General features: G+C 67.9%; 24 protein-coding genes. 14 read left to right on the forward strand and 10 right to left on the reverse strand.

Going from position 1 to position 21,498, the window contains the following annotated elements; translation table 11 throughout:
• The first annotated feature begins 26 nt into the window (after nt 1-26).
• The 4 genes from lipA (at nt 27) to ACR4XW_RS01715 (ending at nt 4,126) form a co-directional block, all read left to right on the forward strand.
• On the forward strand, nt 27-950 hold the full coding sequence (lipA, locus tag ACR4XW_RS01700) for a lipoyl synthase (protein ID WP_434758776.1): 924 nt from the start codon (nt 27-29) through the stop codon (nt 948-950).
• A gap of 22 nt (nt 951-972) precedes the next feature.
• Nucleotides 973-1,752, forward strand: a complete 780-nt coding sequence (locus ACR4XW_RS01705) for a DUF4191 domain-containing protein (RefSeq protein WP_434758777.1) — start codon at nt 973-975, stop codon at nt 1,750-1,752.
• 100 nt (nt 1,753-1,852) lie between these two features.
• A complete protein-coding gene (locus ACR4XW_RS01710) occupies nt 1,853-2,176 on the forward strand; it encodes a hypothetical protein (RefSeq protein ID WP_434758778.1) in 324 nt (107 codons plus the stop codon).
• 162 nt (nt 2,177-2,338) lie between these two features.
• On the forward strand, nt 2,339-4,126 hold the full coding sequence (locus tag ACR4XW_RS01715; RefSeq protein ID WP_434758779.1) for an ABC-F family ATP-binding cassette domain-containing protein: 1,788 nt from the start codon (nt 2,339-2,341) through the stop codon (nt 4,124-4,126).
• Between the two features lie 99 nt (nt 4,127-4,225).
• Here ACR4XW_RS01715 and ACR4XW_RS01720 read toward each other — a convergent pair whose 3' ends face one another.
• Nucleotides 4,226-5,161, reverse strand: coding sequence for an NAD(P)/FAD-dependent oxidoreductase (locus tag ACR4XW_RS01720; RefSeq protein WP_434758780.1), 936 nt, complete (start codon nt 5,159-5,161; stop codon nt 4,226-4,228).
• 67 nt (nt 5,162-5,228) lie between these two features.
• On the opposite strand from ACR4XW_RS01720, the gene ACR4XW_RS01725 reads away from it, so the two are divergent.
• Nucleotides 5,229-5,783, forward strand: coding sequence for a helix-turn-helix domain-containing protein (locus ACR4XW_RS01725; RefSeq protein ID WP_434758781.1), 555 nt, complete (start codon nt 5,229-5,231; stop codon nt 5,781-5,783).
• Nucleotides 5,784-5,809: 26 nt separating this feature from the next.
• Here the strand turns inward: ACR4XW_RS01725 and ACR4XW_RS01730 are convergent, their stop codons facing one another.
• Nucleotides 5,810-6,304 (reverse strand): MarR family winged helix-turn-helix transcriptional regulator, encoded by a 495-nt coding sequence (locus ACR4XW_RS01730; RefSeq protein WP_434758782.1) that lies wholly within the window; start codon nt 6,302-6,304, stop codon nt 5,810-5,812.
• 53 nt (nt 6,305-6,357) lie between these two features.
• On the opposite strand from ACR4XW_RS01730, the gene idi reads away from it, so the two are divergent.
• From idi to ACR4XW_RS01765, 7 genes are read left to right on the forward strand one after another with little or no spacing between them, the layout of a single operon-like run.
• Nucleotides 6,358-6,933, forward strand: a complete 576-nt coding sequence (idi, locus tag ACR4XW_RS01735) for an isopentenyl-diphosphate Delta-isomerase (RefSeq protein WP_434758783.1) — start codon at nt 6,358-6,360, stop codon at nt 6,931-6,933.
• Entirely contained in the window at nt 6,927-7,997 is a 1,071-nt protein-coding gene (locus ACR4XW_RS01740) for a polyprenyl synthetase family protein (protein ID WP_434758784.1), read from the forward strand. The genes idi and ACR4XW_RS01740 overlap by 7 nt, the downstream gene beginning before the upstream one ends.
• Complete coding sequence (locus ACR4XW_RS01745; RefSeq protein ID WP_434758785.1) at nt 7,994-8,854, forward strand: phytoene/squalene synthase family protein; 861 nt, start codon at nt 7,994-7,996, stop codon at nt 8,852-8,854. Before ACR4XW_RS01740 ends, ACR4XW_RS01745 begins: the two co-directional genes overlap by 4 nt.
• Nucleotides 8,851-10,422: a phytoene desaturase family protein gene (crtI, locus tag ACR4XW_RS01750; protein ID WP_434758786.1), complete on the forward strand. Its 1,572-nt coding sequence runs from the start codon at nt 8,851-8,853 to the stop codon at nt 10,420-10,422. Before ACR4XW_RS01745 ends, crtI begins: the two co-directional genes overlap by 4 nt.
• A gap of 1 nt (nt 10,423) precedes the next feature.
• On the forward strand, nt 10,424-10,756 hold the full coding sequence (locus ACR4XW_RS01755; RefSeq protein WP_434758787.1) for a lycopene cyclase domain-containing protein: 333 nt from the start codon (nt 10,424-10,426) through the stop codon (nt 10,754-10,756).
• On the forward strand, nt 10,753-11,061 hold the full coding sequence (locus tag ACR4XW_RS01760; protein WP_434758788.1) for a lycopene cyclase domain-containing protein: 309 nt from the start codon (nt 10,753-10,755) through the stop codon (nt 11,059-11,061). The genes ACR4XW_RS01755 and ACR4XW_RS01760 overlap by 4 nt, the downstream gene beginning before the upstream one ends.
• Entirely contained in the window at nt 11,058-11,939 is an 882-nt protein-coding gene (locus ACR4XW_RS01765; RefSeq protein WP_434758789.1) for a prenyltransferase, read from the forward strand. Before ACR4XW_RS01760 ends, ACR4XW_RS01765 begins: the two co-directional genes overlap by 4 nt.
• A gap of 26 nt (nt 11,940-11,965) precedes the next feature.
• On the opposite strand, the gene ACR4XW_RS01770 is transcribed toward ACR4XW_RS01765, so the two are convergent.
• Together ACR4XW_RS01770 and ACR4XW_RS01775 are read right to left on the reverse strand one after the other, a co-directional pair.
• Nucleotides 11,966-12,688: a class I SAM-dependent methyltransferase gene (locus tag ACR4XW_RS01770; RefSeq protein ID WP_434758790.1), complete on the reverse strand. Its 723-nt coding sequence runs from the start codon at nt 12,686-12,688 to the stop codon at nt 11,966-11,968.
• A 49-nt stretch (nt 12,689-12,737) separates the two neighbouring features.
• Nucleotides 12,738-14,006, reverse strand: coding sequence for a DUF418 domain-containing protein (locus ACR4XW_RS01775; protein WP_434758791.1), 1,269 nt, complete (start codon nt 14,004-14,006; stop codon nt 12,738-12,740).
• 155 nt (nt 14,007-14,161) lie between these two features.
• On the opposite strand from ACR4XW_RS01775, the gene ACR4XW_RS01780 reads away from it, so the two are divergent.
• The gene (locus ACR4XW_RS01780; protein WP_434758792.1) at nt 14,162-14,608 is read left to right on the forward strand and encodes a CBS domain-containing protein; all 447 of its coding nucleotides are present in this window, start codon (nt 14,162-14,164) and stop codon (nt 14,606-14,608) included.
• Between the two features lie 4 nt (nt 14,609-14,612).
• Here the strand turns inward: ACR4XW_RS01780 and ACR4XW_RS01785 are convergent, their stop codons facing one another.
• Nucleotides 14,613-15,065 carry an RDD family protein gene (locus ACR4XW_RS01785; protein WP_434758793.1) on the reverse strand — a complete coding sequence of 151 codons (453 nt, stop codon included), beginning with the start codon at nt 15,063-15,065 and terminating at the stop codon, nt 14,613-14,615.
• A 112-nt stretch (nt 15,066-15,177) separates the two neighbouring features.
• Between ACR4XW_RS01785 and glnA the strand changes: the two genes are divergently transcribed.
• Nucleotides 15,178-16,602, forward strand: a complete 1,425-nt coding sequence (gene glnA, locus ACR4XW_RS01790) for a type I glutamate--ammonia ligase (protein ID WP_434758794.1) — start codon at nt 15,178-15,180, stop codon at nt 16,600-16,602.
• Between the two features lie 27 nt (nt 16,603-16,629).
• On the opposite strand, the gene ACR4XW_RS01795 is transcribed toward glnA, so the two are convergent.
• Genes ACR4XW_RS01795 through ACR4XW_RS01815 form a run of 5 tightly spaced genes read right to left on the reverse strand, consistent with a single transcriptional unit; the run spans nt 16,630 to nt 21,435 of the window.
• Nucleotides 16,630-18,051: a hypothetical protein gene (locus ACR4XW_RS01795; RefSeq protein WP_434758795.1), complete on the reverse strand. Its 1,422-nt coding sequence runs from the start codon at nt 18,049-18,051 to the stop codon at nt 16,630-16,632.
• Nucleotides 18,048-19,181 (reverse strand): hypothetical protein, encoded by a 1,134-nt coding sequence (locus ACR4XW_RS01800; protein WP_434758796.1) that lies wholly within the window; start codon nt 19,179-19,181, stop codon nt 18,048-18,050. The genes ACR4XW_RS01795 and ACR4XW_RS01800 overlap by 4 nt, the downstream gene beginning before the upstream one ends.
• 4 nt (nt 19,182-19,185) lie before the next feature.
• Nucleotides 19,186-19,338 (reverse strand): hypothetical protein, encoded by a 153-nt coding sequence (locus tag ACR4XW_RS01805; RefSeq protein WP_434758797.1) that lies wholly within the window; start codon nt 19,336-19,338, stop codon nt 19,186-19,188.
• Nucleotides 19,335-20,507, reverse strand: a complete 1,173-nt coding sequence (locus ACR4XW_RS01810) for a protein kinase domain-containing protein (RefSeq protein ID WP_434758798.1) — start codon at nt 20,505-20,507, stop codon at nt 19,335-19,337. Before ACR4XW_RS01810 ends, ACR4XW_RS01805 begins: the two co-directional genes overlap by 4 nt.
• A 55-nt stretch (nt 20,508-20,562) precedes the next feature.
• On the reverse strand, nt 20,563-21,435 hold the full coding sequence (locus tag ACR4XW_RS01815) for a DUF2510 domain-containing protein (RefSeq protein ID WP_434758799.1): 873 nt from the start codon (nt 21,433-21,435) through the stop codon (nt 20,563-20,565).
• Between the last annotated feature and the right edge of the window lie 63 nt (nt 21,436-21,498).

A 21,498-nucleotide genomic window follows, 5' to 3' on the forward strand; every position in this document is an offset into this window, starting at 1 on the left:
CACGAATCGCCATGTAGGCTGGCTGGGTGACCATCGCACCTGAAGGACGCAAGCTGCTCCGGCTGGAGGTCCGCAATGCGCAGACCCCGATCGAGAAGAAGCCACCGTGGATTCGCACCACCGCCAAGATGGGTCCCGACTACCGTGACCTGCAGGCAACGGTGGCCGGTGAGAACCTGCACACGGTGTGCCAGGAGGCGGGCTGCCCGAACATCTTCGAGTGCTGGGAAGACCGGGAGGCCACCTTCCTGATCGGTGGCGACCAGTGCACCCGGCGCTGCGATTTCTGCCAGATCGACACCGGCAAACCGGCCGAGTTCGACCGGGAGGAACCCCAGCGGGTCGCCGAGTCGGTGCGCACGATGGGGCTGCGCTACGCCACGGTCACCGGGGTGTGCCGCGACGACCTGCCCGACGAGGGCTCCTGGTTGTACGCCGAGACGATCCGCAAGATCCATGAGCTGAACCCCGGTGTCGGGGTGGAAATGCTCGCCCCGGATTTCAGCGGCAACCCCGAGTTTCTCGGCGCGGTCTTCGACGCCCGTCCCGAGGTGTTCGCCCACAATGTCGAGACCGTGCCGCGGTTGTTCAAGCGGATCCGGCCGGGCTTTCGGTATGAGCGCTCCCTGGAGGTGTTGACCGCCTCCCGGGCGGCCGGCCTGGTCACCAAGACGAACCTGATCCTGGGCATGGGAGAGACCCGCGAGGAGATCTCCCGGGCCCTGGCCGACCTGCACGATGCCGGAGCCGAACTGATCACCATCACCCAATACCTGCGGCCGAGCCCGCGCCACCACCCGATCGAACGCTGGGTCACCCCGGAGGAATTCGACGAGCTCGCCGCCGAGGCCACCGAGTTGGGCTATGCCGGGGTGATGAGCGGGCCGCTGGTCCGTTCGTCCTATCGGGCCGGACGGCTGTATCGTCAGGCAATTGAGGCGCGCCGCTGAGGCGCTGACACGGGACGGGGCGATGGCGAAGAAACCGGTGAGCAAGGCCAAGCAGGCCGAACTGGACGCGAAGGCGGCTGTCAAGGCCGAGAAGCAGCGCAAGAAGAACAGCGACGACCCTCGCGATTGGGGCACCCTGCGGCAGATCCGGCAGGCCTACCGGATCACCAAGGAGAACGACCCGAAGCTCAACCTGATGCTGGCCGGCGCCTTCGTGGTGCCCTTCATCATCATCCTGGTGATCGGGTTCCTGCTCGACCGGCCGATCATGTTCGCCATCAGCGGTGTCCTGGTCGGCCTGATCGCCGCCCTGTTGGTGCTCACCCAACGCACCAAGCGGGCCACCTACACCCGCTTCGAGGGCCAGGCGGGGTCGGCCGAGGTGGCGCTGGGCATGCTGGGCAAGAAATGGGTCAGCAACCCCGCGATCCACGCCAACCGGCACATGGACGTGGTGCACCGCACCGTCGGGCCCGGCGGCATCGTGCTGATCGGCGAGGGTGATCCGAACCGGGCCAAGCAGATGGTCGAGGCCGAGGCCCGCAAACACCGTTCGGTGGTTCACGATGCCCCCGTGGTGACCCTGATGATGGGCAACAAGGACGGTCAGGTTCCGCTCGACCAGCTCGCCAAACACATCAAGAAGCTGCCCAAGAAGCTCGACACCAACGGCATCACCGAGATCCGGCAGCGGCTGCGCGCCCTGGATGCGGTGCGGCCGAAACTGCCGGTGCCGAAGGGCCCGATGCCGACCAGCCCACGTGCGGCGAAGGGATCGCGACGCGCCCTGCGGGGCGGTTGATTTCGTCGCTCCGGATCAGGAACCGAGTCGCCCCGGCGGGCGTCCATGATGTTGTCCGCCGCACGCCGCGGCGCTGCAACTGGTTTTGAAAGGTTCCTCCATGAGTGCATTGGTGCGTCTCGGTCTCCTCCTGATGGTGTTCGGTCTCGGCTCACTCATCCTGCCGATGTTCAACATGCAGTTCCGACTGCTGATGTGGGCCGACTCGGCCCAGCCCTTCCTCGGTATCGGACTGATCGTGGCCGGCATCGCCGCACTGGTGCTGCCGATGGTGCTGAAGTCACGTTCGGCCGAGCCCGCCGAGACCATGGCCGCCCAGCCGTCCCTGCACGAGGGCACCCCGGCCCAGTTCAACGCCCCCGGCCAGTTCCCGCAGCCGGCCCCGCAGGCGCAGCCGGGGCAGCTCCCCCAGCAGGGAATCTGACTCCGACTCTTCACAACTGATCACCGCTTCGGGCGCGTCCGCCGTACTTCGGCAGGCGCGTCCGTCGCGGTATTGTCGGATTTTGCCGTGTTGCGCACCGAAGGGAACCCAGGAGTGGCCGAGTTGGTCGATGCCGTGCTGATCACCGAACAGGACACCTGAATGGCGCATCTTCTGGGAGCCGAAGGGCTGCGGCTGGAGTATCCGACCAAGGTGGTCTTCGAGTCGCTGACCCTCGGATTGGAAGAGGGCGACCGGATCGGGATCGTCGGTCGCAACGGTGACGGCAAATCGAGCCTGCTGGGCATGCTCTCGGGACGCATCGAACCGAACGCCGGCCGGGTGACCCGGCGCAGTGGGGTGCGGTTCGGGGTGCTCGATCAACGCGATGACCTCGACCCGAACCAGACCGTGGGCCGTTCGATCGTCGGCGACGGGCCGGAACACGAATGGGCCCGCGACGCCCGGATTCGGGATGTGATCGGCGGGCTGGCCTCCGATATCGCCTGGGACGCCCGGATCGGTGAGCTCAGCGGCGGACAACGCCGCCGGGTGGCGCTGGCCGCACTGTTGGTCGGCGACTGGGATCTGATCGCCCTCGATGAACCGACGAACCACCTCGACCTCGAGGGTGTGGCCTGGCTGGCGCAACATCTGCGCAACCGCTGGACTAAGAACGCCGGCGGACTGCTGGTGATCACCCACGACCGGTGGTTCCTCGATGAGGTGTGCACCGAAACCTGGGAGGTGCACGACGGGATCGTCGAACCCTTCGAGGGCGGCTACGCCTCCTACGTGCTGCAACGGGTGGAGCGTGACCGGTTGGCCGCCGCGGCCGAGGCAAAGCGACAGAACCTGATGCGCAAGGAACTGGCCTGGTTGCGCCGTGGGGCACCGGCCCGCACCTCCAAACCGAAGTTCCGGATCGAGGCCGCGAACCAGTTGATCGAGGACGTTCCGCCGGTACGCAACCCGATCGAACTGCAACGTCTCGCGGTGGCCCGACTGGGCAAGGACGTGGTCGACATCGAGAACGCCTCGGTGAGCTTCGGCGAGAACGAGGTGCTGCGCAACATCACCTGGCGACTCGCCCCCGGTGAACGCACCGGCATTCTGGGGCCGAACGGGGCCGGCAAGTCGACGCTGCTGGGGCTGGTCTGCGGCACCGTCCGGCCCACCTCGGGGCGGGTCAAGCACGGCAAGACGGTGCGGGTCGGGGTACTCGATCAGCAGTTCTCCCAACTCGCCGAGATCGGTGGCGACCGGGTGCGTGAGGTGCTGGCCCGCACCAGGACGAGCTTCACCATCGACGGCAAGGAGCACACCCCGGCCCAACTGCTGGAGCGGCTCGGTTTCCAGCGCGCACACCTATCGGCCCGGGTGGACGAGTTGTCCGGCGGCCAGAAGCGACGACTCCAACTGCTGTTGTTGCTGCTCGACGAGCCGAATCTGATCGCCCTGGACGAGCCGACCAACGACGTCGATTCCGAGATGCTCACCGCGATGGAGGACCTGCTGGACTCCTGGCCCGGCACCCTGATCGTGGTCTCCCACGACCGTTACCTGTTGGAGCGGGTCACCGACCAGCAGTACGCGATCCTCGACGGTCGGCTGCGGCATGTGCCCGGTGGCGTCGACGAGTATCTGCGGCTGCGCAGTCAACAGCCGGCGCCGGCACAACGGGACGACCCCGCACCGGCGGAAACCACCGGGCAACCGTCCGGCTTGTCGGGTGCGGAGCGCCGCGCCATCCAGAAGGAGATCGAGTCGATCGAGCGCAAGCTCGCCAAACTCGCCGGAGCCATCGAGGCCACGCACCAGCGCTTGGCCGAACACGACCACAGTGACTACGAAGGACTCCAGCAGCACACCGAGGAATTGCGCAGCATGGAGGCCGAGGTGGCCGACCTGGAGGATCGGTGGCTGGAGTTGTCGGAGCGTCTCGGCTGAGTCGTCACGTCCCCTTTCTTTGGCACATGCAACGCGGACTCGTTCCTGCGTGGCCTACTACGTGACGCAGGAACGAGTCCGGGTTGCATCTGGGAAGGATCAGGCGGCTGCGGCCACCGCGGCGTCGAAGTCCCAACCGGCCAGGGCGGCGTTCACCGCCGCGCCGGTGTGTGCGCCGGCACCGATCGACATCGGCACGGTCGCCATCGGGTTGACCAGGTTGCCGATCGCCCAGACGTGTTCGTTGCTGGTGCGTCCGGTGCCGTCCACGGCCGTGAAGGAGCCGAACGGCAAGTCGTTTCGCGCCAACTTCAAGGGAGCCAGGTAGTCGTCGTGCGGTCGGAACAGACCACCGACGAACAGTGCATCCAGCGGGATCTCGCGACCGTCGATGAGCCGAGCCGCGTTGATCCGGTCTCCGGCGCCGAGAATCTCGGCCACCGGGGCCGGTTCGAGTTGCACCCCGCGGGAGCGCAGCCGCTGCTCGGCCTCGTCGCCGAGCTGGGCGAGGCCGGCGGTGAACACGGTGACCCGGTCGCTGAGCTGACGGACGAGTTCGGCCACATGGAGGCTGAACGGTGAGGTGGCCAGCACGCCGAGCCGCTGGTCGCGCACTTCCCAGCCGTGGCAGTAGGGGCAGTGCAGCACCGTGCTCCCCCACCGTTCGACCAACCCCGGCATGTCGGGCAGCACATCGGTGAGCCCGGTGGCGGCGACCAGGGTGCGCGCCAGACGCACCCTCCCCCGATCATCGGTGACCCGCAGACCGGACGGGCCCTGCTCGACCCGTTCGATGGCCCCGTCGGCGAACTCGACGCCGTAACCGGCAACTTCTTCGCGGCCACGCTGCTTCAGATCCGTCGGCGCGATGCCTTCCATCCCCAGCACGCCGTGCATATGGGCGGCGAAGCGATTGCGGGGGCTCCCTCCGTCGATAACCAGCACTCGCCGGCGCGAGCGGCCGAGCATCAGCGCGGCCGAAAGCCCCGCCGGGCCACCGCCGGCAATAACCACATCCCAGGTTTCCTCTGTCATTGCCCCAGCTTGTGGGGCACAATGCAGGAGGAGCAAACAAGTATGCTGAAACAGCAAGGATAAGATCGTGGGCGACGAGCTGGAGCAGGTCGGGCCGCGGCTACGGGCCGCCCGTAAGGAGCGCGGGTTGACGCTGGCCGAGCTCGCCGAGAGCGCCGGCATGTCGGCCAGCACGCTCTCGCGATTGGAGTCGGGGAAGCGTCAAGCGAGCCTGGAGCTACTGGTGCCATTGACCCGGCGGCTCGGGATTCGGCTGGACGATCTGGTGCCCATCGAACCCGCCGACCCACGCATCCGGCGACCGGTCATCCGCCGCAACGGCTTGGTCATCGCCCCCTTGGCCCCCGAGCACGCACCGATCCGCACCTACAAGATCACCTACCCACCCGGTGGCGCACTGCCCAAGCTACGGGTGCACGACGGCTACGAATGGCTCTACGTACTGGAGGGCCAACTCAGGCTCCGGTTGGGCGAGCAGGATCTGACGCTGACCCGCGGGGAGGCCGCCGAGTTCGACACCCGCATTCCGCATGCCCTCTCGGCAGCGGGCGGACGACCGGCCCAGGTGATCAGCATCTTCAACGAGTCCGGGGCCCGGATGCACACCCACACCGCCGAGTAGCCGGCGCAAGCCCTCCGCGGGCCACCTCAGTCCTGTTCCCGAAGTTCGGCCGTTTCGTCGGCGTAGTTGATGAACACCTGCGCGGTCTCCTGCAGGAACCGGGTGATCACACCACGCTCCTCGGGGGTGTAGTCCGCCAGGATCTCCTGCACCCGGCTGTCCAGGGGGTTCAGGTCGCTCATCGCGAGGTCGATGGCCCTTTTGGTGGGCTGCAGAATCAGTCGGCGACGATCGCGCGGGTCATCGGTGCGCCGAAGATGGCCGGCGCGTTCCAGACGGTCGACGAGCCCGGTGGCCGAACCGGAGGTGAGGCCCACCAGATTGCCCAGTTCGACGGTGCCCATCGGGTTGGCCGAAGTCAGCAGGTGCTTCATCGCCTGGTAATCCACCGGATGCAACCCGAGCCTGCGCCCCAGCACCACGTCCAGCACCGCGGCGGCAACGATCAGCTTGTGCACCTGCCACGAGGCCTCGGCTGCGGTCGACTCCAGCCCGCCGGGATCGTTCGGGTTACTCGTCACGGAAACATGATACTTTAACTCCGATACCAAGCGACTTTGATTCGGAGTTATTGATGTCAGGGGATTACCTGCAGTCATTCGAATCGACGCCGGTTCGCGATGAGGTGGTGCTTCTCGACGAGGCCGGGAACGCGATCGGTTCGGCACCCCGCGAAGGCGTGCACGTCGGGGAGACACCGCTGCACTTGGCTTTCTCCTGTCATCTCACTCGTGCCGACGGCCGGGTGCTGCTGACCCGTCGGGCGCTGACCAAACGCTCCTGGCCCGGGGTGTGGACGAACTCTTTCTGCGGCCACCCTCGTCCCGGCGAATCCCTCGAGGACGCGATCGTGCGCCACGCCCGGCACGAACTCGGGATCACCCCGACCGATATCGCCGGGGTCCTGCCCCACTTCCGGTACCGGGCGGTCGATGCCGGCGGCACTGTCGAGAATGAGATCTGCCCGGTTCACACCGCCTTCTGTGACGAGCCGGTTCACCCCAATCCCGATGAGGTGATGGAGCACCGGTGGGCGCACCCGGCCGACCTCGCTGCGGCCATCGAGGCCACCCCCTGGGCGTTCAGTCCCTGGCTGGTATTGCAGAGCCGCGACCTCGATCTCTACCGATCCGCGGAGCGGCGATGCTGATGCTGCCCGGCGGCCCCGCCCTGTCCTCCACCGACATCGACGCGGCCGTGGACGGCGCTTTCCGACGCCTCGCCTGCCGCGCCTCGGCGCACGGGAACGAGGCCGTCCGGCTGGTGCGGGCTGCCCGGCAGGCCGGTGCGGGGGGCAAGCGGTTCCGGCCCCGGCTGGTGCTGACCGCTTTCCGGGCTTTCGCCGCCGACGACGAGGTGCCGCGGTCGGTATTGGAGGTCGCGGCCGGTTTCGAACTGCTGCACACCGCCTTCGTGATCCACGACGACGTCATCGACCGTGATGTGGAGCGGCGAGGCCGGCCGAATGTGGCCGGCGTGTTCCGGCAGCAGGCCGTTGTTGCGGGCTCGGCTCCCGATCAGGCGGTCCAGCTCGGTGATGCCGCGGCCATCCTGGCCGGAGACCTGCTGTTGCACGAAGCGACCCGGGTGATCGCCACCGCCGAGCTGCCGGCGGCCCAACGCAGTCGGCTGCTCGACCTGGTCGACCGGGCCATCCTGGTCTCGGCCGGGGGCCAGTTGGCCGACGTCGAGCACGCGGTGCTGCCGCGCGTGCCCGATGCCGAGGAAGTGCTGGCCGCCACCTCTGACAAGACGGCCGAGTACTCCTTCAGCGCTCCCCTGCAGGCCGGTGCGCTGCTGGCCGGGGCCGACGACGACACTTTGGCGGCACTGGCGGCCGGCGGCCGGTCGCTGGGGCTGGCCTTCCAACTGGTCGACGATCTGATCGGCGCCTTCGGTACCGCCGAACAGGCGGGCCGGGAGCCGGGGGCCGACCTCCGTCAGCACAAGCACACGGCGTTGCTGGTGCTGGCTCGGCGGAGTGAGAACTGGGCCGAGGTCCGCCGGGCGGTGGCCGAGGCCCACCAGGGGCCCGCGCAACTACGAGCCGCCCAGGAAGCACTCGAGACCAGCGGCGCCCGCCGCCGGGTCGGGCTGCTGGTCGAGGACACCTTGGTCGAAGCTCGCACACATTTCACCGATGCCGCACTTCCGGGTGAGGCGATGACGCTGTTGGCCGATCTGGCCGCCTCGATCAGGGAGCGCATCCCATGACGGCCATGGACGGGCTCGACCTGTATCACCGCACCTCGGCCCGCGCCGCGGCCACCGTGATCGACGGCTACTCGACCTCCTTCGGGCTCGCCTGCCGGCTGCTCGGCCCCCGGGTGCGCACCCACGTCCGCACGATCTACGCCCTGGTGCGGATCGCCGATGAGATCGTGGACGGGCCGGCCGCCGAGGCCGGTCTCGACCCGGCCGCCACCAGGCAGGCGTTGGACGAGTTGGAGGCCGAAACCCTGCGGGCGATCGAGTCGGGGTTCAGCAGCAACCTGATCGTGCACGCCTTCGCCCGAACCGCCCGGCAGTGCCGGATCGGCGAGGATCTGGTGCTGCCCTTCTTCGCCTCCATGCGCACCGATCTGGATACCGCAAGCCACGACACCCGTTCCCGCGCCGCGTATATTTATGGTTCGGCGGAGGTGGTGGGGTTGATGTGCCTGCAGGCCTTCGTCAATGCCGGCCGCGAGCACCACAGCGAACCTTCCCCGATGCTGCGCGAGGGCGCCTGCCGGCTCGGTTCGGCCTTTCAGGAGATCAACTTTCTGCGCGATGCCGACCACGATCAGCATCAGCTCGGACGTGACTACCTCGGCCTGAACCGCACCCCGGCCGCCCGGGCCGAGGCGCTGGCGCGGATCGATGCCGACCTCGACGCCGCCGCCCGTTGCATCCCGATGCTGCCGGCCGACTGCCGCCGCGCGGTGACCCTGGCCTACCGGTTGTTCGCCGAACTCGCCGACCGCCTGCGCGACCCGGGCCCGGGACGGGTGCGGGTGCCGACCGGCCGCAAGGCCCTGATCGCCGCGAGCGTGCTGGTGTCGGGCACGCCACGAGAAGGTGCCTCGTGAGCCGACCGCTGAAAACCGTGGTGGTGATCGGTGCCGGGATCGCAGGGCTGGCCACCGCAGGGCTGCTGGCCCGCGAGGGTTTCCGGGTCACGGTCGTGGAGGGCCGCGACAGCATCGGCGGACGTGCCGGGTCGTGGCAGCAGCAGGGTTTCCGATTCGACACCGGGCCGAGTTGGTATCTGATGCCGGAGGTGTTCGAGCACTTCTTCCGGCTGATGGGTACCACCGCCGACCGGGAGCTCGACCTACGCCGGCTCACCCCCGCCTACCGGATCTACCCCGAACCGCCGGGCATCGGGCCCGCCCAACCGCTCGATGTGCACTCCGGCCGCGAGGTGGCCACGGCCCTGTTCGACGAGGTCGAGCCCGGGGCCGGTGAGCGGCTGGCCGGCTACCTGGATTCGGCCGCGGAAACCTACGAGCTGGCGGTGCAGAAGTTCCTCTACGACAGCTACGAGAACGCCGCGAGCCTGCGCGACCCTGCACTACTGCGCAGGTTGCCGAAGCTGGCCCCGCTGCTGAGCCGGTCGCTGGCCGGTCTCATCGAAAGCCGCTTCACCGATCGGCGGCTGCGGCAGATTCTCGGTTACCCGGCGGTCTTCCTGGGCGGTTCCCCGTACCGGATGCCGAGCCTGTACCACCTGATGAGTCATCTGGACCTCGATCAGGGGGTGCTCTACCCCCAGGGCGGGATGACCACGGTGATCGAGGCGATCGCCCGTCTCGCCACCGCGGCCGGGGCTCGGATCGAGACCGACGCCGAGGTCACCCGGATCCTGACCCGCGACCGGTGGGTGCGTGGGGTGCGGCTGGCCGACGGACGGGAGGTGCCGGCCGATCTGGTGGTGTCCACCGCAGATCTGCACCACACCGAGACCGCCTTGCTGGAACGGACCCAGCAGACCTACCCGCAGCGCTGGTGGAACCGGCGGACCCCGAGCCCCGGGGCGCTGCTGATCATGCTCGGCGTGCGTGGTGAACTGCCCGAGTTGGCCCACCACACGTTGTTGTTCACCGCCGACTGGCGGGCGAACTTCGAGGCGATCTTCGGCCCCTCGGCGCGGATACCCGACCCGGCCTCGATCTATGTCTGCCGACCCAGCGCCACCGACCCCTCGGTCGCCCCGCCCGGGGACGAGAACCTGTTCACCCTGGTTCCGGTACCGGCCGACCCGAGCATCGGCCACGGCGGTATCGACGGCGCCGGCGATCCGCGGGTGGAGGCCGCCGCCGACCGGGTCGTGGCCCAGTTGGCGACCTGGTGCGGCGTCGACGACCTGGCCGAACGGGTGGTGGTGCGTCGTACCGTGGCACCCGGTGACTTCAGCAGCGAACTCAACTCCTGGCAGGGCAATGCCCTGGGGCTGGCCCACACGCTGCGGCAGAGCGCGATGTTCCGGCCCCGGGGCGCCTCCCGCAAGGTCGGTGGCCTGCTGTATGCCGGCGCGTCCACCCTGCCGGGAATCGGCATGCCGATGTGCCTGATCTCGGCCGAACTGGTGCTCAAGCGGCTGCGCGGTGACCGAACCCCAGGGCCGTTGCCCGAACCTGCCGAGGGTGGGACGTGAGGTGAGCGGCGCCTACCTGGCGGCGATTCTGATCAGCCTGGCCGGCATCGTCGTACTCGACCTGCGGTACCGGTTGGTGCTGGCCCGGCACCCGATTCGGGCGCTGCTCACCGTCGTGATCGGTACGGTCTTCTTCCTGATCTGGGACTGGGTCGGGATCGCGACCGGGGTCTTCGTCAAGGGTGACGGCTCGATTCTGCTCGGCATCGACCTGGCCCCCGAGTTGCCGCTGGAGGAACCCTTCTTCCTGTTCTTCCTGTGTTACCTCGCCCTGGTCACCTGGCGCGGTGCCGAGGCCGTCCTGCACCGCCGAGCCCCCGGGGAGCGGACGTGACCTATCCGCTGATCACCCTGCCCTTTCTCGCGGTGACCGCCGTGCTCGTGGCCATCAGCGCCACCCGGCCCTGGTTCCGGCGCCGGATGGTGACCTCCACGATCACCGTCGGGGTGCTCTTCGTCCTGACCGCAATCTTCGACAATGTGATGATCGCGTCCGGACTGTTCACCTACCCCGACACGCACATCAGCGGGGTGCGCATCGGCCTGGCCCCGATCGAGGACTTCGCCTACCCGCTGTGTGCCGCCTACGGCATTCCCGCCCTGTACACCCTGTTGCCCGAACGGGAGCCCCGTCGATGACCGCCCTGTCGCCCACGAGCGTCGCCACCCAACTCGTGGTGTCCTCGCGTCCGGTGAGTTGGATCAACACCGCCTATCCCTTCGCGGCCGCCTGGCTGATCACCCGGGGCACCATCGATGTGACCTTCGTGCTCGGCACCTTGTTCTTCCTGATCCCGTACAACCTGGCGATGTACGGCATCAACGACGTCTTCGACTACGAATCCGACCTGCGCAACCCACGCAAGGGCGGCGCCCACGGGGCGGTGCTCGACCGTCGGGTGCATCGGATCACCCTGATCGCCGCCGCGGCGTCCTGCCTGCCGTTCGTGGTCTACCTGGTCGCGGTCGGTTCCTGGGCGTCCTGGGTGGTCCTGGCGGCGAGCCTGTTCTTCGTGGTCTTCTACTCCGCCCCGCCGCTGCGGCTGAAGGAGATTCCGCTGGCCGATTCGATGACCAGCAGCATCCACTTCTTCTCCCCCGCGGTGTACGGGCTGGTGCTGGCCGGAACCTCGTGGAACCTTCCGCTGGTTGCGGTGATCATCGCCTTCGCGCTGTGGGGAATCGCCTCGCACGCCTTCGGTGCGGTGCAGGATGTGCCGGCCGACCGGGAGGCCGGACTGGACTCGATCGCCACCAAGTTGGGGGCGGCGTGGACGGTGCGGTTCTCGATCATCTGTTATGGACTGGCCGGTGTCGCGGTCGCTTTCAGCACCTTGCCCGGTCCGTTGGCCGCACCGCTGGTGTTGCTCTACATCGCGTCCATCTGGCCCTACCGTTCGGTCGCCGACGAGCGGGCCGATACCGCGACCGCGGCCTGGCGACGGTTCCTGTGGCTCAATCAGATCGCCGGTTTTGCGGTCACGATGATTCTGATCGGCTATGTGATGACCCGGTAGCCGGCGGACCCGACTCAGAGCGGGACTCAGGGCCTTTCGAAAGCGAGGAAGGAGTCCGGTCCGTCGTCGATCGCGATGAGACCGTGCTCGCCGGCCTCCTCACGCAGGTACTCGCGGCCGAGTACCCGCCAGGAGTGTTCCGCGGTTCGCAGGTCCACAACCCGGCCGTCGGCCGCATGCAGGGTCCACTCCATCGTCCACTGCACGTGGGTGTCGTTGAGGGTTTCGGCCTTGCCGCGGGTGGTCAAATGCTGTTGCCCGATGCGCACCGCCCCGAAGTCGGTCCACGGGATCGCGGTCACCGACTCCGGGGGTTGCAGCGAGATCACCAGTCGGCCACCGGGTGAAAGTCGTTCGGCCGCCGCCCGCCACAGACCGACGCGGGTGGCATCGTCGAGGTGACCGAGGGCGTTCAACATCACCGCCGCACCCCACCGGGTGGGCAGGGCCTCCAGCGCCTCGGGCAGCGGTGCCGGTACCACCGTGGTGCGCCGCAGCAGATCCGGGTCGGCGGCGATGGTGGTCATCAGCCCGACCCGCATCGAGGCCGATGGTTCGACCGCGAAGAGGCGTTCGGCTCCCAGGGTGCGCAGCACGGGCAGACCGGTGCCGACGCCGGAGGCGATGTCGACCACGTCGCCGGTGATCGGCCCCAGCAGCGCACTCACACCGGCATCGAGTTCGTCCTGCCAGGAGGCCACCAGGGCGGCATACCACTCGGCGTTGGCTGTGTAGAGGTCGTCGAGCATGGGATCACACTACCCCTATTGAGAACCATTCTCACAGCGCCATGCGCCCTCAGGCCTGCGGACCACCCACCGTCGAGTCGACCTTGGCCGGTTCGGTCGACCGGGCCCGGCGACGATCGAGCAACCGTCCGACACCTTCGAAGCTCTGGTGCCACAGCCACTCCACCGGGCCACGGCGGAACCGGCTCAGCCAGAGCAGGCTGAAGACCATCAGGCCGGCCGCGATGCCGGCGAAGATCAGCATCGTCCACCAGGTCATGTTCGGGCCGGCGATCTTGGCCGCCACCCCGAAGCCCCAGTCGTAGAAGATGATCGAGGCGATCAGGTTCTGGGCGATGTAACAGGTCAACGCCATCCGACCCACCGCGGACAATCCGGTACCCACCGGGCCCGGATCACTGCGGTGCACGTACCAGGCCGCGACCGCGGCCAGCACCCCGAAGGCCACCATGGACGAGGTGATGTAGCGGGTGATCCCACCGGCCTGGTCTGCGTAGAACAACCGCAGCGTCCAGTCGATCGGCAGGCCGATGCCGAAGCTCAGCAGCATCGTCCAGCGTCGCAGCTTGCGTCCGGCCGGTTCGAAGATGCCGGCCCGGTACAGGTGTGCCCCGACCAGGAACAGGCCCAGCCCCATGAAGAACATGATCGGGATCTCGGCGCGACCCTCCAGGAAGGTGTGCAGGCGGTGCTGCACCATGGCCCAGTAGGAGTCGGTGCCCACACCCATGCCGTCGAGGGCCGGAATGTTCTCGCGGCCCTCGACCACGAACCGTTCGACGACCTCATCCTTGCGGTAGGTGGCCGGGCCATCGAGAACCACGGTGGTCAACACGGTGAACACCACATGGGCGATCAGGCCGATCACCAGCCAGATCTTCTGGGCCCGCGGGCTGGTCATCATGATCGCCGCCACGGCCAGCGCGGTGAGGCCGTAGCCCATCAATACGTCGAACTCGAAGATGAAGATGTAGTTCAACAACCCGTCCAGCACCAGGATCCCGGCCCGCCAGGGGTACCGTCCCGGCCAGCTCTGCCCACGGCGCAGCGCGGCCTGTCGCTGAATCTCCAGGCCGATACCGAACATGATGGTGAGCAGACCGATGAACTTGCCGTCGGTCACCAGACCCAGCGCGGTGTCGAACAGTTGCGTGATCCTGCCCGCCTCGTCCAGCACGGTCGGATCGTCGCCGTCGATCACCATTCCGGCGTTGGAGAAGATCCAGATATTCGTCAGCAGCGTGCCCAGAATTGCGATGCCGCGCAGCACGTCCAGGGCCGGCAGCCGTCGAGTTGTCGTGGTGGGAGTAGCTTTCACGAACGGCGACCGTAGTCGGCGGTGCTGAGCGATTGCGCCGAAAACCCTGAATCAGCACTGAGATCAGCAGTTCTTGGACCGAATCTCAACGGCTTCACAGCGACCCACAAGTTGATGTGTGACCTCGATCACGCCACCGTGCCATACTGACGGGTATGAAAATCTCGGATGTCATTGGTCAACGCGTCGGCAAGGTCGTCACGATTCCGTCGTCGGCCACTGTCGCCGAGCTCCTGGAATTGCTCGACACCCACACGATCGGCTGTGTGGTGGTCTCCGACGACGGCAAACAGGTCAGCGGCCTGGTGAGCGAACGCGATGTGGTGGGTCAACTGGCCCGCGGCTCCTGGTCGTCGCAGTCCCCGGGCGAATGCCGGGTCGGCGACATCATGACCTCCACCGTGCACACCTGTGGGATGACCGACGATGTCGAGGAGTTGGCCCGGTACATGACCGACCATCGGGTGCGGCACGTGCCGGTGATCGAGGACGGTCAGATGGTCGGCATCGTCAGCATCGGCGACATCGTGAAATCACGGCTGGATCAGTTGGAGAACGAGCGCGACCACCTGGTCAAGTACGTGCACGGCGACCGCGCCTGATCCGTCAGCGCCGGTACACCACGACCGTGCCGAGCAGCAGGTCGTGCAGACCGCGGCGGTCACCGTCGACCACCAGCGGTGGGATCGCCAGGCAGATCAGGAAGGCGCGCGGGATCGCGCGCAGCAGGCCGAGTGGTTGACCGTCCAACCGGGCCACCCCGATGCGGGCCAACCAGTGCCCCAGGCTGGAGCCGGTCAGACCGGTCATCACCACGGTCTGGACGAAGAACACGGTGAGCGTCATCCAGCGCTGCCAGCCGCCGCCGGTGACCACCTCGCCGCCGAAGAGCGCCACGGCCAGGGCCATCGACGAGGCCCAGTCGATCACCAGGGCTGCGATCCGCGACCACCAACTGGCCAGCGAACCGGGTCCGTCGTCCGGCAAGCCGAGTCGGGATCCGGGTACATAGTCGGGGTCACCGGGGCCCGGAACCCGGGATTGCTGCTTGCTGGCCACGGGCCAAGGGTAGCCGGTGGTCATGGTGTTACACGCCTGAAACAGGGGTGCAACTGAGCAGCAACGACGGCTGCATAGGCTGGGACCGTTCACTCAACCGCTCGGAGGCACCATGTTCCAGGGACAAGATGACCTGATGGCATACCTCACCGAGGAAGATGTCGAGGTAGTCGACATCCGCTTCTGTGATCTGCCCGGCATCATGCAGCACTTCACCATGACCGCTCGCGAGTTCGCCGAAGCCAACGTCTTCGAGGACGGCCTGGCCTTCGACGGGTCGTCGGTGCGCGGTTTCCAGAAGATCCATGAATCCGACATGGTGTTGCTGCCCGACCCCACCACCGGCTACCTCGATCCGTTCCGCAGGGCGAAGACGCTGTGCTTGAACTTCTTCGTGCACGACCCGCTGACCAAGGAGCCGTACAGCCGCGACCCGCGCAATATCGCCCGCAAGGCCGAGGCCTACCTGGCTTCCACCGGCATCGGTGACACCGCCTTCTTCGCGCCCGAGGCCGAGTTCTACGTCTTCGACGATGTGCGTTTCGAAACCAAGCAGAACACCGGCTACTACGCGATCGACTCCGAGGCCGGCGCCTGGAACACCGGACGGATGGAGGACGGCGGCAACCGCGGTTACAAGGTGCGGTACAAGGGCGGCTACTTCCCCGTCCCGCCGACCGACCACTTCTCCGATCTGCGCGACGACATGGTGCGGCACATGGAGAATGCCGGCCTGAAGGTCGAGCGGGCCCACCACGAGGTCGGCACCGCCGGACAGGCCGAGATCAACTTCCGCTTCGACACCTTGTTGCAGTCGGCCGACAACGTGCAGTTGTTCAAGTACCTGGTGAAGAACACCGCCTGGGAGGCCGGCAAGACCGCCACCTTCATGCCGAAGCCGATCTTCGGTGACAACGGCTCGGGCATGCACGTGCACTCCTCGATCTGGCAGGACGGGGAGCCCCTGTTCTACGACGAGGCCGGTTACGCAGGCCTGTCGGACCTGGCCCGCTGGTACATCGGCGGCATCCTGGCCCACGCCCCGGCGTTGGTGGCCTTCACCAACCCGAGCGCGAACTCCTACCACCGGCTGGTGCCGGGCTTCGAGGCGCCGGTGAACCTGGTGTACTCCCAGCGCAACCGGTCGGCCTGTATGCGGATTCCGATCACCGGCTCGAACCCGAAGGCGAAGCGGGTCGAGTTCCGTTGCCCCGACCCCTCGGCCAACCCCTACCTGGCCTTCTCGGCGATGCTGCTGGCCGGTCTGGACGGCATCCAGAACCGGATCGAGCCGCCGGAGCCGATCGACAAGGACCTCTACGAGCTGCCGCCGGAGGAACACGCTGATATCGCCACCGTGCCGGCCGACCTGACCGATGCCTTGCAGGCCCTGGAGGAGGACAACGACTTCCTGCAGGCCGGGGACGTGTTCACCTCCGACCTGCTGGAGACCTGGATCGAGTTGAAGCAGGAAGAGATCAGCTCGCTGCGGCAGCGGCCGCACCCACACGAGTTCGAGCTCTACTTCGACTGCTGATCCGCAGCGGTCGACACACGCACGGGCCTAGCGGCGGTCGAACAATCGGCCACCGCTGGGCCTGAGCAATTTACCCAGTGGCGCGAGGTCGGCCTGCTCGGCCAGTTGTGGCCAGTGGCTGCGCAGCACCCGACGCAGCACCGGTTCGGGACGGTCGAGCACGGCGGCGAGCAATACCCCGGCCGGTAGTGCCACCGGCGCCAGGGCGGTGAGCAGCAGCTCGACGTGTTCGTCGGGCCAGCGCTGCAGCACCTCCACCAGCTCTTCGACCTCGGGGGCGTCCTCGCGGGCAAGCCCGGCTTCGACCGCGGCACCGAATCGGTCGGGGGCAACGTGGGCCTGCCGCACGATGTGGGCCGCAGGACGCCGGGCGCCGCTGAGCCACACCCCGACCAGATGGTTCGACAGTCGCGACCAGTTCTCGGTGCCGACCGCCCAGTCGAACTCCGACAGATCGACGGTGCTGCCGGCGGCCAGTTCGGCGATCCGGGGTACCGCGATGACGGGACGTCCTGCGCCGGCCCGCAAGGCGGGCAGCAGGGAGTGCAGGATCGCCTGATCGTCCAACCGATCGCTCACCTCGGCCTGGGCGGCGGCCCGTTCCTGGGCCGAACCGGGGCCCCGGCGGAAGGAGCTCAGGTCGGTGTCGCGCAACTGGGCCCAGGCCCGCAACCGGGACGGTTCGTCGACGTGCGGGCCACCGGCGAGCACCCCGTGGCCGAGGTCGTCGTGGCGGTGATCGGCCACCAGTTCGTCCCAGCCGACCGCTGCCGGTGAGAAAGGGAAGACCGCGAAGGCCAGGGTGGCCGGGGCCGGATCCTGCCGCCCCAGGAAGGTGGTCATTGCCATCTCCCGGGCCACCGACTGCGGCAGCAGGCGGCTGAGCTGATCGAGTGTGACGATCGGTTCACGTTGCCCGATGTCGACCACCAAGCGGTAGTCGTTCAACCAGGCGTGCACCAGGTGACCGACCAGGGTGACGTCCTCGTCGACGACCGCACCCGGTTCGGTCACCGTCTCGACCGGCACGTCCAGCGGGGGCAGTTCCCCCGTCGGTGGGGCGGCGTCGTCGCTGAGCAGCAACCCGGCGCGGTAGGCACCCGCCAGGTCGGCCGGGGCGAGTCGTCCTTCCGGGTCCCACAGGGCGTGGATGTAGTACTGACCGGGACGATCGGCCCGGGTCAGGTACACCTTGCTGAGCAGCACCACCCCACCGGGCAGACCGATGCCGGCCCGGACCGGCACGAAAGCGGCGCAGAAGGGTGCCGGTTCGCCCTCGGCGATCCGCGAGGAGCTGCCCTCGGGCAGGAAGGCCGACCACTCCCCCAGTCCGGCGGTGCGGTCACCGGCGTCCAGCGGCCAGCCGGTCGAGGCCGCGATCGGCCCGAAGCCGTCCGTGCGCAGCAGATTGTCCTGCGACCACCCGAGGATCAGCTGTTCACACCTCATGAGGACCTCTGTTCCAGCAGGCCGAGGCCATCGAGGATGGCCAGCAGCGGTTCATGGATTCGGATCGGGCGGATCTCGGGGAAACGCTGTTCGGCCGTGGGCTGGTGCCCGGTGGCCGACACCGCATGGAAGCTGCGCCGGCCGCTGAACGATTCGACGGCCTGGATGATGCCGGGGGCGAAGGTGTCGGTGATTCGGTAGGGCACCTCCCCCTGGGCGTCGAGGGCAGCCCGCGGGTCGGCGGCGAAGTCGGCGTCGAAGTGCAGTTCACCCAGCGGGTGTCCGGCCGGGTCGGTGAGCAGGCCGGTGATCTCGTCGCATTTGGCCAACACCCCGGCCACCGGGATGTCACGCCGGGAGCGGTCGACCGACCTGTTCGCCGCCACCGTGGTGATCACCTGGATCACCCGGTGCGGGCCCGGCGCCACCCCCGGTTCGGCGCTCGGTGGCAGTTGCAGGGACGGCGGCAGGTCGAGTGCGGCCGGGGTCCAGAACACCAGGGCCGCATCCATCACGGTGATGAAGGTGTTCAGGTGCGCGTTGTCGCGGTGCCGACCCTGCGATTCCCCGGCTGCGTCGAAGAAGAACAAGTTCACGTCATGGCCCCGGCCCTGCATCCGCACCACCAGCGGGTCGCGGGGTTCATGGGCCGGAGTCGGTTCGGGTGGGCGGCTCTGTTCCAACGGCACGTTGTACAACCAGGTGAACATGTCGCGGGAGCGCAGGTCGTCCAACGAGAAGGCCAGGTCCAGGGTGCGCAGGTCGGCATGGTTCACCAACCGCTGCACCAACACCCCGAGGTAGGTGCTCTTGGACACCGCGCTGGGCCCGATCAGCCCGATCACCACCGTCGGCCGGTCGACGAATCCGGCCGGCAGGGGGTGCCCCCTCGGGCAGCGGGCGATCACCCCGGCCCGGTCGCGGGCCAGGCCGTCGCGGCGATCCCGGTCGGCGAACCAATCCCGGTCGCGGCTCAGCGCGGCGACGATCTCGCGCAGGGTGCCGAGGACGCCTGCGGGCGGGGGCTGCCAGCGGCGGCCGTGCTCGTCGGTGTCCACGATCTGGCTGCGCCGGTAATGAGTGGCGCACTGGGGGCACAGCACCCGGCCCCGTCGTACTCGAGGTGCCATCGGCTCAACCCATCACGAAGAACAGCAGTAGGAACAGCACGGTCCAAGCGGCGTACCAGATCAGCCAGGTGCGGCGCCGGTCGGCGGCCCGTCGATGTTGGGCGCGCACCTCGGCTTCGACCCGGCCCTTGGCCAGTTGACCCCAGTAGCGATTCATGGTTGCAACCACACTCCCACCGATGAGAGCAGCACGAACAACACCAGGGCGGTCAGGAAGGCCAGCACCACACCCGTCAGCCCGTAGGCGGCCACCAACTGCCAGGTCAGGTGCCGACGTCCCGGGTATCCGGTGGCCCCGAACACCAATGTGATCACCGACCGGGGCAGGTCGGGTTCGGCGGCCGGCACCGGAGCGGGAGATTCGCTGCGGGTCTCGCCGGCCGGGCTGATCACCGTGGTGGTGCCCAGACCGGGTTCCATGGTCAGGGTGGGCGGGTTCTCGGTGGGACGCGTGCGGTCCAGGTCGTTGATCAGGGCGGTGGCCCCGGGGCGGGCGGCCGGTGGCAGGCGCAGTGCGGCGGCCACCGCGGTGCGCAGCGGGTGGGACTCGATCGCCGACAGGTCGGGCAGCCGTTCCCCGGCGATGAAAGCCCGGTTGAGCCGCTCGGTGCTGAAGGTGCCGGGCAGGAAGGGGTGCAGGCCGGGTGCGTACATATCGGCCACGGTCAGGCCCCAGGAAAAGATGTCGGACGGTTGCCCCACCGTCTGGTCGAGATTGAAGTGCTCCGGAGCGGCGAATTCCGGGGTCAGGTGGCGGATGCTGGCCCGGGCGTGTCCGGAATGGGCGGATTCGAAGTCGATCAACTGCACGGTCAGGTCGGGGGTGACCAACACATTGGACGGCTTGATGTCGCCGTGATGTCCCCCGGCGGCGTGCACATCGGCGATACGTTGCAACAGCATCCGGGCCAGGGTTTCCCGGTTCTCGGCGAAGTCGGGACGGGAACGCAGGCCGGAGAGGGTGCGTCCGTCGACGAAACGGCGCACCACCCAGGCGTATTGTCCGTCGTTGCCCAACGGGTTGGCCACGGCCAGCCCCCAGCGGGCGGCGGCGTCGACCTCGGCGGCCAACTGCTCGGCCAGGGCACCCTGCCGGACGGCCTTGACGACCACCCAGTCACCGCCCCGTTCACCGAGGAAGGGGGTCATTTTCCGATCGTGGATCGGCCGTTGGTCGACTTTGAGCCGCTTCACCAGCCGGACGTCACCGAGGTGGCGCGGGTCGGAGTCGAGCAGATCCCACACGTCCTGCACCACGGTGCCGGTCAGCGCCCGGGTGCTGTCGGCCGAGGCGCCGCCCGTTCCGGCGACGGTCGCATCGATCATCTCGCGGTTCCTCCCTGCACTACCACCAGCAAACAACGGTAGCCGTCGGAGTCAATCAGGCCCGCCGCAAACTCTGAAAGGCCTGCTCGATCTGCTGCTCGGTCTCGGTGTGATCGACCGGGTGGAAGGACATCCACAGCCCGAACTGCTTCTGGTCGCCGGTGTCGACCACGACGATCTTGACCTCATATCCGGGGTGTTTGTCGTTGGGGCCGCCCGGGGTCACCCGACCGGACACCTGGTAGGCGTCCATCCCGTCGATGGTGGTGGACTCCTTCTTCACGTCCCAGGTGTGCTTCTGGTCGTTGAAGGGGCCGTGGGTATTCATACATTCGATGGTCGCGTCGGCGGCCTGGGGCAGCTCGGTGAAGCCGTTCTCGGTGCGCAGGGCACCCAACACGATGCCGGCGGTCCAATCGTCCTCGAGCAGGGTTCCCCACGCGGCCACGTCATCGATCCACCCGAACATGGTCCGGTCGAAACGGAATCCCCAATCCGGCACCGCTTCATAGGTCAGGCCACCACTGGTGTAACGGCCGTCCTGGCTCTCCACCGTCCCGTAGGAGTCGAGACAGGTGACCTGGGCCGGCGGTGAGGACTGTTCCTCCTGTGGGGTGGGTGCTTCGCTGCTCGGGGCGGTCGCCGGGGTCTCCTCCGGGGGCGTCACCAGGTTGTCGCCGGCGGTGAGCCGCCAGATACCCACGGCGGCGGCGATCAGCACGATCGCGGTGATGATGGAACCGACGATGATCGGCCAGGCCTTCCGCTTGGGCGGTGGCGGCACCTGCGCCGGGCCGGCCGCTCCGGCCCCCAGGGGCGGTGGAATGTTCGGGTCATCGGTGGTCTGGGCCGACCATGTGGCCCCGTCCCAGTGGCGGAATCGTCCGGGCGCGCCGGAGGGGTCGGGATACCAGCCAGGCATGCTCATCGGGGCACAAGTCCTTCCGCAGAGGTCCAGCCCAGCGTACTTCAGCCGGATGCGCGTACGTGC

The sequence above is a fragment of the Pseudenemella bisphenolivorans genome, from assembly GCF_051133435.1.
Lineage (GTDB): Bacteria > Actinomycetota > Actinomycetes > Propionibacteriales > Propionibacteriaceae > JAAYAO01.

What these genes read in the sequence shown, in the direction of transcription:
- ACR4XW_RS01705 (WP_434758777.1), top strand. Translation starts at nt 973, where the DNA reads ATGGCGAAGAAACCGGTGAGCAAGGCCAAGCAGGCCGAACTGGACGCG.
- ACR4XW_RS01710 (WP_434758778.1), top strand. Translation starts at nt 1,853, where the DNA reads ATGAGTGCATTGGTGCGTCTCGGTCTCCTCCTGATGGTGTTCGGTCTC.
- ACR4XW_RS01715 (WP_434758779.1), top strand. Translation starts at nt 2,339, where the DNA reads ATGGCGCATCTTCTGGGAGCCGAAGGGCTGCGGCTGGAGTATCCGACC.
- ACR4XW_RS01720 (WP_434758780.1), bottom strand. Translation starts at nt 5,161, where the DNA reads ATGACAGAGGAAACCTGGGATGTGGTTATTGCCGGCGGTGGCCCGGCG.
- idi (WP_434758783.1), top strand. Translation starts at nt 6,358, where the DNA reads ATGTCAGGGGATTACCTGCAGTCATTCGAATCGACGCCGGTTCGCGAT.
- ACR4XW_RS01740 (WP_434758784.1), top strand. Translation starts at nt 6,927, where the DNA reads ATGCTGATGCTGCCCGGCGGCCCCGCCCTGTCCTCCACCGACATCGAC.
- ACR4XW_RS01745 (WP_434758785.1), top strand. Translation starts at nt 7,994, where the DNA reads ATGACGGCCATGGACGGGCTCGACCTGTATCACCGCACCTCGGCCCGC.
- ACR4XW_RS01765 (WP_434758789.1), top strand. Translation starts at nt 11,058, where the DNA reads ATGACCGCCCTGTCGCCCACGAGCGTCGCCACCCAACTCGTGGTGTCC.
- ACR4XW_RS01770 (WP_434758790.1), bottom strand. Translation starts at nt 12,688, where the DNA reads ATGCTCGACGACCTCTACACAGCCAACGCCGAGTGGTATGCCGCCCTG.
- ACR4XW_RS01780 (WP_434758792.1), top strand. Translation starts at nt 14,162, where the DNA reads ATGAAAATCTCGGATGTCATTGGTCAACGCGTCGGCAAGGTCGTCACG.
- glnA (WP_434758794.1), top strand. Translation starts at nt 15,178, where the DNA reads ATGTTCCAGGGACAAGATGACCTGATGGCATACCTCACCGAGGAAGAT.
- ACR4XW_RS01795 (WP_434758795.1), bottom strand. Translation starts at nt 18,051, where the DNA reads ATGAGGTGTGAACAGCTGATCCTCGGGTGGTCGCAGGACAATCTGCTG.
- ACR4XW_RS01800 (WP_434758796.1), bottom strand. Translation starts at nt 19,181, where the DNA reads ATGGCACCTCGAGTACGACGGGGCCGGGTGCTGTGCCCCCAGTGCGCC.
- ACR4XW_RS01805 (WP_434758797.1), bottom strand. Translation starts at nt 19,338, where the DNA reads ATGAATCGCTACTGGGGTCAACTGGCCAAGGGCCGGGTCGAAGCCGAG.
- ACR4XW_RS01810 (WP_434758798.1), bottom strand. Translation starts at nt 20,507, where the DNA reads ATGATCGATGCGACCGTCGCCGGAACGGGCGGCGCCTCGGCCGACAGC.
- ACR4XW_RS01815 (WP_434758799.1), bottom strand. Translation starts at nt 21,435, where the DNA reads ATGAGCATGCCTGGCTGGTATCCCGACCCCTCCGGCGCGCCCGGACGA.